The organism is Rhodococcus sp. 5A-K4 (assembly GCF_046097995.1).
Lineage (GTDB): Bacteria > Actinomycetota > Actinomycetes > Mycobacteriales > Mycobacteriaceae > Rhodococcus_F > Rhodococcus_F erythropolis.
The window spans coordinates 38,152-53,461 of sequence record NZ_JBJURM010000016.1; the positions used below are offsets into that span (position 1 = coordinate 38,152).

General features: G+C 62.7%; 18 protein-coding genes. 8 read left to right on the forward strand and 10 right to left on the reverse strand.

Going from position 1 to position 15,310, the window contains the following annotated elements; translation table 11 throughout:
* Nucleotides 1-2 precede the first annotated feature (2 nt).
* Complete coding sequence (gene nth / locus ACKAMS_RS20480) at nt 3-788, reverse strand: endonuclease III (protein WP_003943471.1); 786 nt, start codon at nt 786-788, stop codon at nt 3-5.
* A gap of 80 nt (nt 789-868) precedes the next feature.
* Between nth and ACKAMS_RS20485 the strand changes: the two genes are divergently transcribed.
* The 6 genes from ACKAMS_RS20485 (at nt 869) to ACKAMS_RS20510 (ending at nt 5,603) form a co-directional block, all read left to right on the forward strand.
* Nucleotides 869-1,141, forward strand: coding sequence for a hypothetical protein (locus ACKAMS_RS20485; RefSeq protein ID WP_019746620.1), 273 nt, complete (start codon nt 869-871; stop codon nt 1,139-1,141).
* A 255-nt stretch (nt 1,142-1,396) separates the two neighbouring features.
* Nucleotides 1,397-2,071, forward strand: coding sequence for a Crp/Fnr family transcriptional regulator (locus ACKAMS_RS20490; protein ID WP_003943506.1), 675 nt, complete (start codon nt 1,397-1,399; stop codon nt 2,069-2,071).
* Between the two features lie 130 nt (nt 2,072-2,201).
* Nucleotides 2,202-2,672, forward strand: coding sequence for a nuclear transport factor 2 family protein (locus ACKAMS_RS20495; RefSeq protein ID WP_019746619.1), 471 nt, complete (start codon nt 2,202-2,204; stop codon nt 2,670-2,672).
* 15 nt (nt 2,673-2,687) lie between these two features.
* Nucleotides 2,688-3,248: a TetR/AcrR family transcriptional regulator gene (locus ACKAMS_RS20500; RefSeq protein ID WP_021342679.1), complete on the forward strand. Its 561-nt coding sequence runs from the start codon at nt 2,688-2,690 to the stop codon at nt 3,246-3,248.
* An 85-nt stretch (nt 3,249-3,333) separates the two neighbouring features.
* Complete coding sequence (locus ACKAMS_RS20505; protein ID WP_408989447.1) at nt 3,334-4,626, forward strand: carboxylesterase family protein; 1,293 nt, start codon at nt 3,334-3,336, stop codon at nt 4,624-4,626.
* A 50-nt stretch (nt 4,627-4,676) separates the two neighbouring features.
* On the forward strand, nt 4,677-5,603 hold the full coding sequence (locus ACKAMS_RS20510) for a LysR substrate-binding domain-containing protein (RefSeq protein WP_030535682.1): 927 nt from the start codon (nt 4,677-4,679) through the stop codon (nt 5,601-5,603).
* A gap of 60 nt (nt 5,604-5,663) precedes the next feature.
* Here the strand turns inward: ACKAMS_RS20510 and ACKAMS_RS20515 are convergent, their stop codons facing one another.
* From ACKAMS_RS20515 to ACKAMS_RS20555, 9 genes are all read right to left on the reverse strand, one after another.
* A complete protein-coding gene (locus tag ACKAMS_RS20515) occupies nt 5,664-7,022 on the reverse strand; it encodes an MFS transporter (protein WP_019746615.1) in 1,359 nt (452 codons plus the stop codon).
* A 184-nt stretch (nt 7,023-7,206) separates the two neighbouring features.
* Nucleotides 7,207-8,202, reverse strand: coding sequence for an amidohydrolase family protein (locus tag ACKAMS_RS20520; RefSeq protein WP_172932521.1), 996 nt, complete (start codon nt 8,200-8,202; stop codon nt 7,207-7,209).
* A gap of 3 nt (nt 8,203-8,205) precedes the next feature.
* Nucleotides 8,206-8,727: a 3-hydroxyanthranilate 3,4-dioxygenase gene (locus ACKAMS_RS20525; RefSeq protein ID WP_003943511.1), complete on the reverse strand. Its 522-nt coding sequence runs from the start codon at nt 8,725-8,727 to the stop codon at nt 8,206-8,208.
* Complete coding sequence (locus ACKAMS_RS20530; RefSeq protein ID WP_019746612.1) at nt 8,724-9,176, reverse strand: RidA family protein; 453 nt, start codon at nt 9,174-9,176, stop codon at nt 8,724-8,726. The genes ACKAMS_RS20525 and ACKAMS_RS20530 overlap by 4 nt, the downstream gene beginning before the upstream one ends.
* Nucleotides 9,173-9,946, reverse strand: coding sequence for a 2-keto-4-pentenoate hydratase (locus ACKAMS_RS20535; protein WP_019746611.1), 774 nt, complete (start codon nt 9,944-9,946; stop codon nt 9,173-9,175). The genes ACKAMS_RS20530 and ACKAMS_RS20535 overlap by 4 nt, the downstream gene beginning before the upstream one ends.
* A gap of 42 nt (nt 9,947-9,988) precedes the next feature.
* Nucleotides 9,989-11,464: a 2-hydroxymuconic semialdehyde dehydrogenase gene (locus tag ACKAMS_RS20540; protein WP_020905966.1), complete on the reverse strand. Its 1,476-nt coding sequence runs from the start codon at nt 11,462-11,464 to the stop codon at nt 9,989-9,991.
* 157 nt (nt 11,465-11,621) lie between these two features.
* Nucleotides 11,622-12,407 (reverse strand): MBL fold metallo-hydrolase, encoded by a 786-nt coding sequence (locus ACKAMS_RS20545; protein ID WP_046377838.1) that lies wholly within the window; start codon nt 12,405-12,407, stop codon nt 11,622-11,624.
* Entirely contained in the window at nt 12,407-12,877 is a 471-nt protein-coding gene (locus tag ACKAMS_RS20550; protein WP_003943508.1) for a RidA family protein, read from the reverse strand. The genes ACKAMS_RS20545 and ACKAMS_RS20550 overlap by 1 nt, the downstream gene beginning before the upstream one ends.
* 5 nt (nt 12,878-12,882) lie before the next feature.
* On the reverse strand, nt 12,883-13,047 hold the full coding sequence (locus ACKAMS_RS20555) for a hypothetical protein (RefSeq protein WP_003943454.1): 165 nt from the start codon (nt 13,045-13,047) through the stop codon (nt 12,883-12,885).
* Nucleotides 13,048-13,100: 53 nt separating this feature from the next.
* Here ACKAMS_RS20555 and ACKAMS_RS20560 point away from each other — a divergent pair, with 53 nt between their 5' ends.
* Nucleotides 13,101-14,114, forward strand: a complete 1,014-nt coding sequence (locus ACKAMS_RS20560; RefSeq protein WP_019746607.1) for an ArsA-related P-loop ATPase — start codon at nt 13,101-13,103, stop codon at nt 14,112-14,114.
* Entirely contained in the window at nt 14,114-15,292 is a 1,179-nt protein-coding gene (locus ACKAMS_RS20565; protein WP_029254327.1) for an ArsA family ATPase, read from the forward strand. Before ACKAMS_RS20560 ends, ACKAMS_RS20565 begins: the two co-directional genes overlap by 1 nt.
* The last annotated feature ends 18 nt before the right edge of the window (nt 15,293-15,310 follow it).

Consider the following 15,310-nt stretch of genomic DNA (forward strand, 5'->3'; position numbering starts at 1 on the left):
GATCACAACCCTGCCAGGGCGAGCAGATGGTCGGTCTCGGGGCCTTTCACCAGGGCCGCGGCCTCGGTTTTGTCGGTCGGGCCGAGTCCGTACGACGGGCAGTCCTTGGCGAGAACGCACACCCCGCACGCGGGCTTGCGCGCGTGGCAGACCCGTCGGCCGTGAAAGATCACGCGGTGCGAGAGCAGTGTCCATTCCTTACGTTCGATCAGTGCCCCGACGGCGTGTTCCACCTTGACGGCATCTTCTTCCTCGGTCCACTTCCACCGACGCACGAGCCGACCGAAGTGGGTGTCGACGGTGATTCCCGGAATGTCGAAGGCATTGCCCAGCACGACGTTCGCGGTCTTGCGTCCGATGCCTGGGAGTTTCACCAGATCTTCGAGCTTGTTCGGGACCTGACCGTCGTGGCGTTCGAGTAGCGCCTGACCGAGTCCGATCAACGACGTCGTCTTGTTCCGGTAGAAGCCGGTGGAGCGGATGTACTCCTCGAGTTCGGTCCGATCGGCTTCCGCGTATGCCTTCGCGTCGGGATAGCGGGCGAAGAGCGCCGGCGTGACCATGTTGACGCGGACGTCAGTGCATTGCGCCGACAGGATTGTCGCCACTGCCAGTTCCAACGGAGTCGTGAAGTCGAGTTCGCAATACACGTGCGGGAAAGCCACAGCGAGCTCGCGATTCATCCGACGCGCCCGGCGTACCAATCCGAGGTGTGATTCTTCCTTCCGCGCACCCCCCGAACGCGGTTTCTTCCGCTGCTCTGAACTGCCTGTCGGGGTGGTCTGCACTCAGACAACTGTACGGATACGACATGAGTGGAGACTCCGTCGTGTCGATTCTGAGACCTTCGACGTGTTTACTTCCCCCTATGCAAGGACTCGCAGTAATTCTCTTTCCGCTACTGCTGATGCTCTTTGCCCTGGCGATGGAACGAGTCGAAGGGCGATTGCGTCGGCTCTCGGTTCAAGAGCACGAAGTAGAAGACTTCCTCGATCAGGCAAGTCACGACGACGTCGCCCGCCTGGCAAGCGATGGGTTTCCCCATGCGTTCGCTCGCTTCCACCGGAAGCGGAAGGGCCGTCAGTCGGAGGCTCCCGAGAGCGCCAGCCTGGGCGAAATTCGGACACAACGGGCAAGTTGACGGCCATACAAAGTAGTCACCGCAGCGGATTCCGGAAGAATTTTCGGCTCTTACGTGGCATCAATCACTCGTCGCGAGCTATCGGGACGTAGACTTCGATGCCGTACCTGTTGCATTGAACACAGATTGCATTGGACACAGTGTCTCACTCATGAGGGCTGAGCCTGTGTACGACGGTTTGTGCGCAGCGCGGGTACAAAGATAGTTAGCGCAAAAATGACACCACAAACGAACAAATCCCAACAAGGAGCGCACGTGGACGACGTCCTGGCAAGAGCCGGCATCTTCCAAGGAGTCGAGCCCTCAGCGGTAGCGGCGCTGACAAAGCAGCTGCAGCCCGTCGACTTCCCCCGTGGACATGTCATCTTCAACGAAGGTGAACCCGGTGACCGCCTGTACATCATCGTGTCCGGCAAGGTGAAGATCGGTCGACGCTCACCCGACGGTCGCGAGAACCTACTGACGATCATGGGCCCGTCCGACATGTTCGGCGAACTGTCCATCTTCGACCCCGGCCCCCGCACCTCGACGGCTACGACCGTCACCGAGGTTCGCGCCGTGAGCATGGACCGCGACGCTCTCAAGGCATGGATCCAGCAGCGCCCCGAGATCGCCGAGCAGCTGCTGCGCGTTCTCGCCCGCCGACTGCGTCGTACCAACAACACCCTGGCCGACCTGATCTTCACGGACGTTCCCGGCCGTGTGGCCAAGGCGCTCCTGCAGCTCGCGCAGCGCTTCGGCACTCAGGAAGGTGGCGCCCTGCGCGTCACTCACGACCTCACGCAGGAAGAGATCGCCCAGCTCGTCGGCGCTTCCCGCGAGACCGTCAACAAGGCGCTCGCCGATTTCGCACACCGCGGATGGCTGCGCCTCGAAGGCAAGAGCGTTCTGATCTCGGATTCCGAGCGTCTGGCTCGTCGCGCCCGCTAGTTTCTTCCTTCTCGACTCTTTCGGCCGCTCCCACTTCGGTTGGGGCGGCCGAAGTCATTCCCTGGACTCTTGTTGTACCTATCGGTAAAGTATGTACCGATAGGTACACATCCGATCGAGAGGCCACGCAATGACCGTCCGAGCACCGATTCCGCCCTTCACCCACGAAACCGCCGTCCAGAAGGTCCGCCTCGCCGAGGACGGATGGAACTCACGCGATCCGCACAAGGTGTCGCTGGCCTACACGCCGGACAGTTGGTGGCGCAATCGGTCGACGTTCGTCACCGGCCGATCCGAAATCGTCGAACTTCTGACCGAGAAGTGGACCCGCGAGCTGGACTACCGGTTGATCAAAGAGTTGTGGGCACACGGCGACGACCGCATCGCCGTGCGATTCGCGTACGAGTGGCACGATCACGACGGGCAGTGGTTCCGCTCCTACGGCAACGAGAACTGGGAATTCGACGCGGACGGCCTCATGCACCACCGTCATGCCAGCATCAACGACGTCCCCATCGCGGAGTCCGAGCGAAAGTTCTTCTGGGATTCGACCGGACCACGCCCGCACGATCATCCGGGCCTGAGCGAGTTGGGTCTGTGATGAAAGGATGAATCCATGGCCAGACAGGTAGCTGAACGCTCGGACACGATCCCCGCTCTCGCGAACGTGTTTCGAACCTACGGGTTCGACGGAGCAAGCCTGGCCGTCATCACCGAACACACCGGTTTGGGCAAAGGCAGTCTCTACAACTTCTTTCCGCGAGGGAAGGAAGAGATGGCCGAGGCCGTACTCGACGAGGTCGACGGATGGTTTCGCACCGAAGTCTTCGAACCGCTTCGAGCAGAGTCGGTTCCACCGCGGCAGCGCATCGAGAGCATGTTCGCTACCGTCGCCGACTACTTTCGGTCAGGGCAACGCATTTGCCTGTTCGGCGCATTTGCACTCGGTGAAGAGCGAAACCGCTTCGGCGCCAAGGTGCGAACCTACTTCGACGAATGGACCGCAGCTCTCGAGGCGGCACTCGTCGGCGCCGAAGATTCCACCGGACTCGCCGAAGAAGCCGTGGCCGGAATCCAAGGCGCAATAGTGATGTCCCGAGCCCTGGACGACGGTGCCGTATACAGCCGAGTGACGACGCGACTCGAAGATCGACTGGTACAGGCACTCACGCCGTAACGCATACCGCACGACCACAAAGGCATTTGTGCCGCGGCATGCACCTGGCATGCTCGAAAAGGTATGCACAAGAGGAAAGGAACCCATGCCCTCGTCCGAGACGGTGATCGCATCCACAGCTTCGGGGAAGATCCGCGGCCTAAAGCGTGACGGTTCCTACTACTTCGGTGCGATCCCCTACGCCCGCGCACCGCGCTTCGAGAAGCCGCGGCCGGCGGGACCGTTCTCCGACGTCTTCGACGCCACAGCGCTTGGAACGGTCTTCCCCCAACCACCTTCACGGCTCGCGCGCATCATGGGGCCACCGCTCCCCGAACCGGAGCAGAGCGAGGACAGCTTCACCGTCACCGTCACAACCCCGTCGCTGACCGGTCATCGCCCGGTGATGGTCTGGCTTCACGGTGGCGGCTACTCCAGTGGCGGCGGCTCCCTCCCCTGGTACGACGGCGGCGCTTTGTCAGCCGAGGGCGACGTCGTCGTGGTGTCGGTCAACTACCGCGTCGGCGTGCTCGGATATCTCCTCCTCGACGGCGTGAGCGAAGGCAATCTCGGGGTCCACGATCAGATCGCAGCGCTCGAGTGGGTGCGCGAGAACATCGAGGCATTCGGCGGCGACCCAGACTCGGTCACCGTGTTCGGGCAGTCGGCCGGCGCTCATTCGATTGTGAATCTGTTGAGCAGTAACAACTCTCGAACTCTGTTCCATCGAGCAATTCTGCAGAGCACCCCACGGCCGGACCTCAACTTCACGCAGGCTGCCGCGATCGAGAACGGTGAAACATTTGCCCGACTGCTCGACGGAGATCCTCGGACCGCGCCACTCTCCCGCATTCTCGACGCATTCCGCAGCACCGCAATCGAGTTCAGCCGGCGGTCCCCTAACGTCGTGCAACCGCCCTTCGCACCGATTTCCGAACTGGATCCGGTGATCCGAACTTTCGAAACAGCGCCGGACGTCATCGTGGGATACACCCGCGACGAGGGATCCGCTTTCGTGCGCGACGTGGCGGGAGTACCCGATCCCGAACGCGTCGCCGAAAAGGCACTGACACAGAACATGTTTGCCGAACCTGCGATGGAGCTGGCCGACGCCTTCACAGCGGCCGGCGCGTCGGTGTACACGTATCGCTTCGACTGGGCACCGACGGACGACGTCTTCGGAGCCACTCACTGCATCGAACTACCCTTCATGTTGGGAACCGAGCAGTCCTGGAAGAGCTCACCGATGCTGGGCAGCAGCGACTGGCAGAGCATCGACGCACTGGGCCGTCGGATACGCCGGCACTGGACGTCGTTTGCGCACACGGGAAGTCCGGACAGCAGCGAAACCTGGGAGAAGTACACCTCGGCCCAACCGATCGGAATCACCTTCTTCTGAGCAACTTCGGGCGCCTACCCACTCGCGGTAATCCCGTCTAGGATTGCTCCATGGACATGCCCAAGCTCCTCGACGGGCGACTCAAACTCCGCCATCTCCTGCTCGTCGACGCATTGAGCCGTCAGGGCAGCGTGGTCGGCGCCGCTGCCGCACTTCACATCACACAACCCGTCGCGACCCGCAGTCTGCACGACATCGAGTCCATTCTCGGTGTCTCGCTCTTCGACCGCGGCCCACGCGGAATCACCCCGACCATTTTCGGAGAGGCCTTCACAACTCATGCGCGGGCCGTGATCGCGCAGCTGACCGAAGCCGGGCGGCACGTCGTCGAACTTGCCGACGCCAATCGCGGAACCGTCATCGTGGGAACACATCTCGCCGGATCCAACGTGCTGCTTCCCGGCGCTATCGCGCGCCTGAAGGTTCACCACCCGCTGCTCACCGTCATCGTGCGCGAAGGCACGCCCGAACAGTTGCTCACCGATCTGGAAGCGGGCCGAATCGATCTGATCGTCGGCCGGCTCACCTCACCTACCGATGACACCGCGACAAGACGGAACCTCTACGCGGAGTCCGTCGAACTCGTCACCCGCGTGGATCACCCGCTCGCTCACCGCGAGGACGTCCAACTCGAAGAACTACGCGGCTTCCCCTGGATCCTTCCCGGGGTCGAGACAGTGCTCCGCCGCGAGCTCGAGGAGTTCTTCGCCCGCAACAGCCTGCCGTTGCCCGAAAACCGCGTCGAGGCAACCTCTTTCCTCACCGTGCGCCAGCTGCTGGTCGAGACCGACATGATCGCGGTCCTACCGAGCCTCATCCCCCGCGACGACGCGCGCTTGACCACCCTGTCCATCACACTCGATCCGATCGGGCACAGCGTCGGCATCACTTCCTCGGCGACTCGCACGTCGAGCCCGTCCGCACAGGCCCTGATCGCGACGCTGGAGTCCTTTGCAGCTGAGCTCATGCGACCGTGAAACGCCGATCGGCCCGTTCCCCGCGAGGGGGAACGGGCCGATGTCGGATCAATCCAGTACTCAGGCGTTTTCGGAGACGCGAATCTCCTCGTGCTCCAAGCCCCGCGACGAATCGGGGACAATCTTGAACAGTGCGATGGCGCCGACCAGGCTGATTGTGCATATCGAGGCGAGGTACCAGGTGACGCCTACCGAAGACCCGGTGGCGTCCAGCAGTGCGGTGGCGATCATCGGCGCCAGTCCACCGCCGAGAATCGCACCACTCTGAAGGATCAGAGACGAACCGGAGTAGCGGACCTTGGCCGGGAAGGTATCGGCGATGATGCTGCCCTGAACGCAGTGGGTGACCGGCACGATCAGACCCATACCCAGGAACGCGATGACAGCGACCACTTTGTTCTCGGTGTTCAGTAGCGGGAAGAACACGATGCACCACAACAGGATTGCGGCAGATCCGCCGATGAACATGTGTCGACGCCCGTACTTGTCAGCGATCTTGGTCCAGAACGGGATGGAAAGGAACCACAGGACTGCGGCCGCGGTCACGCTGAGCACCAGGAATTGCTTGTCGTAGCCCAGATGTTGAGTTCCGTACGACAGGGTGAACACCATGAAGGCGTACGCCACGGCGGAGTTCGCCAAGCACGCGGCAAGCGTGAGAGACAAGCGGGGGAAGCCGACCTTGAGCGACTCACGCAGCGGGAAGCGGACTATTTCGCCCTTCTCCATGATCCCGGCGAATGACGGCGACTCGGTGACGCGCAGGCGAATCACCAGACCGATCGCCACCAGAACGAAGCTGAGCAGGAACGGGATTCGCCAACCCCACGAAGCGAATGCCGAGTCCGACATCACGGCGTTGGTCGTCAGGAAGATGCCGTTGGCGAGAACCAGTCCGGCGGGTGTGCCCATCTGCGGGAAACCTGCATAACGATTCTTCTGCCCTGCCGGCGCGTGCTCCATCGACATGAGTGTCGCACCGGCGCCTTCACCGCCCAGACCGATGCCCTGAACGACGCGCATGGCCACCAGGAGGACGGGCGCCCAGAATCCGATGGAATCGTAGTTCGGGATGAGGCCGATGAGTGTGGACCCGACGCCCATCATCACCAGGGAGACCACGAGTGTGGCCTTGCGCCCGATCCGGTCACCGAAGTGCCCGAACACGAGCCCACCTACCGGCCGTGCGATGAATCCGACGGCGAAGGTGCTGAAGGCAGCCAGCGTGCCGGCCGTGGGGCTCAGGCTCGGAAAGAATTGTTTGTTGAAGATCAGCGCGGCGGCTGTGCCGTAGAGGAAGAAGTCGTACCATTCGAGAGTTGTGCCGGCCAGAGTTGCCATGGCAACTCGGCTACGGGCAGCTTTCTCCGGCAACGGCTTTCCGTCACTCGTTGTGCTGTTGGATATCTTGTCTGACATCGCGGAACCTATCGATTGGATGGGGCAGGCGGACGATGAAATCTGTAGTCACCGACCCCGTCTTCGGGATTGTCGGCATCACGAGCGTCGTCGATCGTTGTGTTTGGAATTGTGCTCGCTCGAGACATGACTCACAAATGCCGAATTCACCGTCCGCCATACCGGAAAGGGTATAGCCGGGGTCTCAGACGAGACCCAGGAAGCGTTCGGCATTCCCCCGCGAAATCAGTTGGCGCGCAGTATCGTCCAAGAACTCACTCTTGCGAACCACCTCACCGACCGGACGCTCCCCCAAGGGGTACGGGTAATCACTACCCACCATCACACGGTCCACCCCCACCGTGTCCACCAGCAGTCGCAGTGCGCGCTCGTCGAAGACGACGGAATCCACGTAGAACCTACCCAGGTAATGCGAAGGCGGGAACTCCGACGTACCGATGATGTCGTTGCGGCCGTGCCAGGCGTTTTCCATCCGGCCCAACCAGAACGCGAAAGATCCGCCACCGTGCGCAAATCCGATCTTGAGACGATCGTCGATCTTGTCGAACACCCCACCGAGAATCAGCGCGAGTATCGACAGATGCGTTTCGGCCGGCATCGCGGTGAGCCACTGCGCCATCCAGCGATCGAGGCGCGGAGAGTTGGCCATGTCCCACGGGTGCACGAATACCGGCACGTCAAGCGACGCACAGTGCTGGAGAAACGTCACCACGCCCTCGCTGTCGAGGTCCAGATCGCCCACATGATTGCCGATCTCGACACCGCGGTGCCCGTTCGCGATGCACCGCTCGAGCTCACGGCACGCTGCGTCGGTGTCTTGCAGAGGCACCTGGCAGAACGGAATCAACCGATCCTTCGCCGGCTCCACGATCTCGAGCGCGAGGTCGTTGAAGATCCGTGCGATGCGACTTGCCTGCTCGCCGCTTCGGCCGTAATTGAAGAATGCCGGCGTCGGCGAGACGACCTGCGTGTGCACGCCGTCGGCATCCATGTCCCGAAGCCGCACCTCGGCGTCCCAGGCATCGGACTGGATGCGGCGGAACTCCGTGGTGCCCATCATGATCATGGCTTCGGTCTCCGACTCGACCTTCAGCCACGGCGCTTGCGGCCCCGCGTCTTCGGTCAGATCCGGCCACCCGTTGGGCACGTAGTGGGTGTGGATGTCGATCAGGTTGCTCATCACTCAGCCCTTGCCGGGATGGAGCGTGCCGCACTTGTCACACGTGCGGGCTTCTTCGCTCTCGTAGAACTTGACGAACACCGGCGGAAGGTCGGCCACGATGTCGCGCACCTGAAGTTCGACCTCGTGAATCTTGTGATCGCATTCGAGGCAGTACCACTGGAACTTCTCGAGCGTGCCTTCCTTGCGGACGCGTTCGATGACCAGGCCGATGGAGCCCGCGGTGGGACGCTGCGGCGAATGCGGAATGTCTCCCGGCAGCAACCAGGTTTCGCCCTCACGAATGTCGACACGCTGAGGACCGTCCTCGGTCATGACGTTGACGTGGATGTCGCCTTCGAGCTGGTAGAACCACTCCTCGTACGGATCGAGGTGGTAGTCGGTCCGCTGGTTCGGTCCGCCGACGACCTGCACGATGAAGTCGTCTCCGAGCGCCATCGTCTGATTGTTGACAGGCGGCTGCAGCAGGTGGCGGTTGTCGTCGATCCACTTCTTGAAGTCGATGACGGGAGGAATCGTGGTCATGATGCATTCTCCGTATCTTCGGACGCTGAGCGCTTGGAGGCGGGCACGTACGCCACGCCGGAAATTTCGATGAGCAGATGCGGGTGGGGCAGTTGGTGAACAGCCACAGTCGTTCTCGTCGGACCGTTTTCGTCGAACAGTTCGGCGTACACCTCGTTGTATCCTCCGAAGTCGTTCATCGACACCAGGTAGGAGGTGACCTGAACCAGATCACTGAGTTCTCCACCCACTTCGGCGAGGATTGCCGCGATGTTTTCGATGACGGCACGCGTCTGCGCCCGAATGTCGAGCGCCGTCGTCCCCATCTCGTCGACCTCGACGCCGACAAACGTGTTGTCGGGTCGACGCGAACTGGTCCCGGAGACATAGACGAAATCGCCGACCACCTTGACGTGGGGGAACTTTCCGCGCGGCTTCGCCAGCTTCTCGATGACCTGCGCCCCACTCATCGCTTCACACCTTTCACCGTGACGGTTCCGAGTCCGTCGATCGTGCACTGTGCGACGCCCTCGTCGAGTCGCACAGCTGCTGTGGCGGCACCGGCCAGAATTACCTGACCGGCGCGCAACGGAATTCGGCGTCGGCGGGCGATGTCGAGCAGTGCATGCAAAGCGCGCGCCGGATCGCCGAGAATGGCCGACGTGGAACCGACTACCGTCTCGCCGCCGACCTCCATACGTACGGAACGGTCTTCGACGTTCTGTAGCGGCAGCCACCGCCCGATCACATACCCGGCAGCGCTGGTGTTGTCAGCGACGACGTCGGTGTAGGTGAAGCGGAAGTCGCGATAGCGCGAGTCGATGATCTCCATTGCGGGAGCCAGTGCATCGACGCAGGTTTCGATGTCGACGTTCGGATCGTCGAGATCGACGTCCTTCGACAGACGGTATGCCACTTCGGGTTCGATCTTGGGATGAATGAACTTCCTCAGGTCGACTTCGCCGCCGTTGCTCACGCACATCGCGTCGGTCAACTGACCGACGATCACTTCGGAGACACCCATCTGCGCCATCTTCGCCTGGCTTGTGAAGCCGAGCTTGATACCCACAATCGATTCGCCACGGCTGGTTCGTCGTTCGAGGAGTTCGTTCTGGATCCGGTAGGCCTCGTCGATGTCGATGGTGTATTCGTCGGCGAGGCTCGGGGTGTCGGTGCGAGTCTGCGCAGCGTCGTCGAGGCGACGCGCGAGCGCGGATACGGTGTCTTCGGGGGCTGTCATCACGCCTCGCTCATTTCTGGAAAACTTTTGCGGTTTCGATGTTCACAGTTGCACACATACATTCGTCGGTTCGGTGTAGAAGTGCAGCGAGGACTCGCCACCCTCACGTCCGATGCCGGACAGGCCCATGCCGCCGAAGGGAGATCGCAGTTCGCGGGTGAACCACGTGTTGACCCAGGAGATTCCGACGTTCATCTTCTGCGCGACGCGGTGTCCACGGCGCAGATCGTTGGTCCACACAGAGGCAGCGAGGCCGTACTCGGTGTCGTTTGCCAAGGCGATCGCCTCGGCTTCGGTCTCGAACGGAATGAGTGCTGCAACGGGTCCGAAGATCTCCTCGCGCACGACGCGATCCTTGTTGGTCAAGCCTGTCCACAGGGTGGGTTCGATCCACGATCCGCCCGACAGTTCCTGTCCGAGGTCCGGAATACCGCCGCCGGTCAGCACTTTCGCGCCTTCCTGCTCGGCGATCTCGAAGTAGTCGAGAACCTTCTTCCGGTGCGCCTGCGAAATGAGCGGTCCGGTCGTCGTTGCATCGAGCGTCGGGTCGCCCAGACGCAATCCTGCTGCCCGCTCGACAAGTCCACCGGCGATGTCGTCGAAAATGCTGCGGTGCACGTACACCCGTTCGGTGCACAGGCAGACCTGGCCGGTGTTGGTGAACACCGACTTGGTCAGACCCGTCAACGCTTCGTCGATGTCGACGTCGTCGAAGACGATCGCGGCGTTCTTGCCACCGAGTTCGAACGAGACCGGACGGACTCGCGGCGCAACGGTTTTCATGACATGCGAACCGGTTGCCGAAGATCCGGTGAAGGTGACACCGTCGATGCCGGGGTGCGTGGTGAGGAACTCGCCGGCGGAGTTCGCACCGAACCCGTGGACGACGTTGTAGACACCGGCAGGCAGGCCGACTTCTTCGAGTACCTCGGCAAGCAACGACGCCGTCGCTGGGGTTTCCTCGGAGGGCTTGACCACCACGGAGTTTCCGCACGCGAGTGCGGGCGCAACCTTCCAGGTCAGGAGAAGCAACGGCAGGTTCCAGGGAACGATCACGGCGACCACGCCGAGCGGCTTGCGGATCGCGTAGTTCAGCGCCTGCTTGCCACCCGCGAGATCCGTGACAAACGATTCCTGTCCGGCCGCGGCGACGATGTCGGCGAAAGTGCGGAAGTTCGTCAGGGCGCGCGCGACGTCGAGTTCGCGTGCCTGTGTGATCGGCTTGCCGGTGTCCGCCATTTCTGCGGCGACGAACTCTTCGAATCGCTCCTCGATCCGGTCGGCGGCGCGTCGCAGCAGGGCCGTCCGCTCGCGGACCGGCGTATCGGCCCAACCGTTGTCCAGAGCGCGTCTGGCAGAGGTCACGGCCCGATCGACCAGGGCCTTGTCGGCCTCGTGGACCCGGGCGAGAACACGGCCCGTTGCTGGGTCGACCTGATCGAAGCTCGACGACTCGTCGGGTTCGACATAGGAGCCGTCCACGTAATTGCGGATCCATCCGTCGCATTGTGAGGTCATGGACTAACTATTGGCCCGTGACCCATATCAAACAAATGCAAAAACTGCCGCCAGCTATACCTCGATCGGCATAGATGGCGGCAGTTCGGCTAGACAACTCAACTCTTTATGTCGGCGCCGAGCGCCTCAGCGGCGCAGAATGTCGGCGCCGAGCGCCTCAGCGGCGCAGATACGCCAACTGCACGTTGACGGATTTCTCCGCCACCGGCCACAGCTTCGGGTCCACGTCGGAGTAGACGTGCTCGACAACCTCGCGCACCGATGCCGACTCCCCCAACGTCGTCAGAGCGTCCCGCACCTGGGCTAGACGCTCCTCGCGGTGAGCAAGGTACTGCTGCGAAATCGCCTGCAGATCGGGCAGGTCCGGACCGTGCCCGGGAAGAACCGTCAGTCCTTCGCCGAGTGCGGCCAACGACCGCAGTGATGTGAGGTAATCCCCCAGATCGCCGTCGGAGTCGTCCAGAACTGCGGTGCCGCGGCCGAGAATGGTGTCGCCCGTCAGCACGCTCGCATCGTTCTCGATGACTATCGACACCGAGTCAGCGGTGTGTCCTGGAGTCGCGAGGATCCGCAGCTTCAGACCCGCCACCTCGATCACTTCACCGTCGACAAGCGCCGAAGCACCCCCGCGCAGAAAAGTGGGGTCTACGGAACGCACCGGAGCCGAGGTCAATTCATGGAAACGGTCCACCCCGCCGGTGTGGTCGTAGTGCCGGTGCGTGATCAAGGTCAGCGCAACCGGACCGATACCAGCGACACGTTGCAGGTGTTCCTCGTCGTTGTCGCCCGGATCGACGACTACACACTCGACGCTGCCGGGAGCATGCAGAATCCAGGTGTTCGTACCGTCCAGCGTCATCATGCCCGGATTGTTCTCGAGCAAGACCGAAGCGATGTCGGTGACGCGGCGAAGCTGCGCGTAGGCGGGATGGACCGTCGACATCAGCGAACTTCGACGATCAGTTCCACCTCGACCGGAGAGCCGAGGGGAAGCTCTGCCACGCCGACTGCCGAACGAGCGTGGATACCGGCGTCGCCGAGCACCTCACCGAGGAATTCGGAAGCGCCGTTGATCACGCCGGGCTGACCGGTGAATCCTTCGGCGGATGCCACGAAGCCGACAACCTTGACAACACGAACGACGTTGTCGATGCCGACCAGGGCGTCGATGGCAGCAAGAGCGTTGAGCGCGCAGGTACGCGCCGCGGCCTTGGCGTCCTCATCCGACACGCCCGCACCGAGCTTGCCGGTCAGCGCCAGTTTTCCGTCGACGAACGGGAGCTGACCCGACGTGTACACGTGGTTGCCGCTGCGAACCGCGGGAACGTACGCAGCAACGGGTGCCGCGACGGCGGGAAGTGCAATGCCCAGTTCGGCGAGACGCTCCGACCAGGTCTGTGTTGCCTCTGCCATGTGATTCAGCCCTTCGGACGCTTCATGTACGCGACGTGCTGCTCGCCCGACGCGCTCGGCAGGACTGCCACGAGTTCCCAGCCGTCGACACCCCAGTTGTCGAGAATTGCCTTCGGATTGTGGACCAGCAACGGAGTCACGGTGTATTCCCAGGAAGTTATTTCGCTCATGCGGTGAGCCTATCCCGCGTACATCTTCGGCCCCAGACTTATAGGCTCGCGGTGTGGTTGCATCCCAAGATGAGCTGAGCAGGACCTGGCCCGAGTCTGCGACGAAGGCCCGCCTGCACTTTGTGTCGGGTAAAGGCGGAACCGGTAAGTCCACGGTTGCCGCCGCGTTGGCGCTCGCGTTGGCCGAAGGCGGCAAGCGCGTTCTCCTCGTGGAAGTCGAGGGCCGCCAGGGAATCGCGCAACTCTTCGACGTACCGCCGCTTCCGCCGCAGGAGACCAAGGTCGCGGCCGCCGAAGGTGGCGGTGAAGTGATGGCTCTGGCCGTCGACATCGAGACCGCGTTCCTCGAATACCTCGAAATGTTCTACAACCTCGGCTTCGCCGGCCGGGCGATGCGCAAGTTCGGCGCCATCGAATTCGCCACCACCATCGCTCCCGGCCTTCGCGACGTTCTGCTCACCGGCAAGATCAAGGAGTGCGTCATCCGCACCGATCGAACCGGCAAACGCGTGTACGACGCCGTTGTCGTCGACGCTCCCCCGACCGGACGAATCGGCAGCTTCCTCGACGTCACCAAGGCGATGGCCGATCTCGCCAAGGGCGGCCCGGTGCACTCCCAGAGTGAAGGCGTCGTTCGGCTGCTGCACTCGCCGGAGACCGTCGTACATCTTGTTGCACTTCTCGAAGCGCTGCCCGTTCAGGAAACTGCCGACGCCGCCGCAGAACTGGCGCGCGACGACCTCAACCTCGGTGCCATCATCGTCAACCGCGCCAGCCCGAGGTTCTTGCCCGAAGACCAACTCTCCGGTGCCGCTGCCGGCGATATCGACGCGGCTTCGATCCGGTCGACACTCTCGGACGTCGGCATCGATCTGTCCGACGACGACTTCGCAGGCCTGCTCACCGAGACGATCGAGCATGCCTCGGTGCTCGAAGCTCAAGAATCCAGCGCCGAGAAGCTCCGCGAGATCGACGGGGCTCGGGTGCAACTTCCCGCACTCGCCGACGGCGTCGATCTCGGTGGGCTGTACGAGCTTGCCGAATACCTCACGGAACAGGGCGTGTGATGACCGAGACCACCGAGAACGTGACGGTCGGCAGTTCCAGGACCGGCCGACGCGCAGCTCCTGCCCTCGATATTTCGGCGATCATCAAGGACCCGACGGCCCGGATCGTGGTGTGTTGCGGCGCAGGTGGCGTCGGCAAGACCACGACGGCCGCGTCCCTGGCGTTGCGTGCAGCCGAAGAGGGCCGACGCGTAGTCGTCCTCACCATCGATCCGGCCCGCCGCCTCGCACAGGCCCTGGGTGTGGCCGAACTCGACAACACTCCGCAGCCGGTGAAGCTGGGTCCCGAGGCCACGGGCGAACTGCACGCAATGATGCTGAACATGCGTCGGACTTTCGACGAGATGGTCATCGAGCATTCGAGCCCTGAGAAGGCCGAGCAGATCCTGGCGAATCCCTTCTATCAAACCGTTGCCACATCGTTCTCCGGAACGCAGGAGTACATGGCGATGGAGAAGTTGGGGCAGCTGGCGTCGAACGACGCGTGGGATCTGGTGATCGTCGATACCCCGCCGTCGCGCAATGCGCTCGACTTCCTCGACGCCCCGCAGAGGCTCGGCACATTCCTCGACGGACGGATGATCCGGCTGCTCTCCGCACCCGGCCGTGGCCTGACCAGGCTCGTCGCCGGCGCGATGGGATTGGCACTGAAGGGTGTCTCCACCATCGTGGGAAGCCAAATGCTTTCGGATGCATCGGCATTCGTGCAGTCGCTCGACTCGATGTTCGGCGGTTTCCGTGAACGCGCAACGAAGACCTACGAGTTGCTACGTCAGCCGGGGACTCATTTCCTGGTGATCGCAGCGGCCGAACCCGACGCTCTGCGAGAGGCGGCGTTCTTCGTCGATCGCCTTGCGGGCGACTCGATGCCGTTGGCCGGTCTGGTTCTCAACCGCACGCACCCGACATTGACGGCTCTGCCTGCCGATCATGCGGTGACCGCCGCCGACAAACTGGAAGCGAAGGAAAGTGCGACCGAGGCCGAAGCCCTCACCGCAGCCGTTCTCCGCATCCATGCCCATCGGGCAGTGATCGCGAAGCGGGAGATCGCCTTGCTGAGTCGATTCACCGCAGCTCACCCGAGGGTGCCGCTGATCGGTGTTCCGTCGCTACCGTTCGAGGTCTCGGACCTCGAGGCGCTGCGCGCGGTGGGAGATCAGCTCACTCGTAAGGGCTGATCCCCCCGATCGGCCTGG

Coding starts and splice junctions, on each gene's coding strand:
- ACKAMS_RS20505 (WP_408989447.1), top strand. CDS start 3,334: ATGCCCTCGTCCGAGACGGTGATCGCATCCACAGCTTCGGGGAAGATC.
- ACKAMS_RS20545 (WP_046377838.1), bottom strand. CDS start 12,407: ATGTCGACGGTCCATCCCGCCTACGCGCAGCTTCGCCGCGTCACCGAC.
- ACKAMS_RS20495 (WP_019746619.1), top strand. CDS start 2,202: ATGACCGTCCGAGCACCGATTCCGCCCTTCACCCACGAAACCGCCGTC.
- ACKAMS_RS20515 (WP_019746615.1), bottom strand. CDS start 7,022: ATGTCAGACAAGATATCCAACAGCACAACGAGTGACGGAAAGCCGTTG.
- ACKAMS_RS20555 (WP_003943454.1), bottom strand. CDS start 13,047: ATGAGCGAAATAACTTCCTGGGAATACACCGTGACTCCGTTGCTGGTC.
- ACKAMS_RS20550 (WP_003943508.1), bottom strand. CDS start 12,877: ATGGCAGAGGCAACACAGACCTGGTCGGAGCGTCTCGCCGAACTGGGC.
- ACKAMS_RS20510 (WP_030535682.1), top strand. CDS start 4,677: ATGGACATGCCCAAGCTCCTCGACGGGCGACTCAAACTCCGCCATCTC.
- ACKAMS_RS20530 (WP_019746612.1), bottom strand. CDS start 9,176: ATGAGTGGGGCGCAGGTCATCGAGAAGCTGGCGAAGCCGCGCGGAAAG.
- ACKAMS_RS20500 (WP_021342679.1), top strand. CDS start 2,688: ATGGCCAGACAGGTAGCTGAACGCTCGGACACGATCCCCGCTCTCGCG.
- ACKAMS_RS20540 (WP_020905966.1), bottom strand. CDS start 11,464: ATGACCTCACAATGCGACGGATGGATCCGCAATTACGTGGACGGCTCC.
- ACKAMS_RS20485 (WP_019746620.1), top strand. CDS start 869: ATGCAAGGACTCGCAGTAATTCTCTTTCCGCTACTGCTGATGCTCTTT.
- ACKAMS_RS20520 (WP_172932521.1), bottom strand. CDS start 8,202: ATGAGCAACCTGATCGACATCCACACCCACTACGTGCCCAACGGGTGG.
- ACKAMS_RS20565 (WP_029254327.1), top strand. CDS start 14,114: ATGACCGAGACCACCGAGAACGTGACGGTCGGCAGTTCCAGGACCGGC.
- ACKAMS_RS20535 (WP_019746611.1), bottom strand. CDS start 9,946: ATGACAGCCCCCGAAGACACCGTATCCGCGCTCGCGCGTCGCCTCGAC.
- ACKAMS_RS20525 (WP_003943511.1), bottom strand. CDS start 8,727: ATGACCACGATTCCTCCCGTCATCGACTTCAAGAAGTGGATCGACGAC.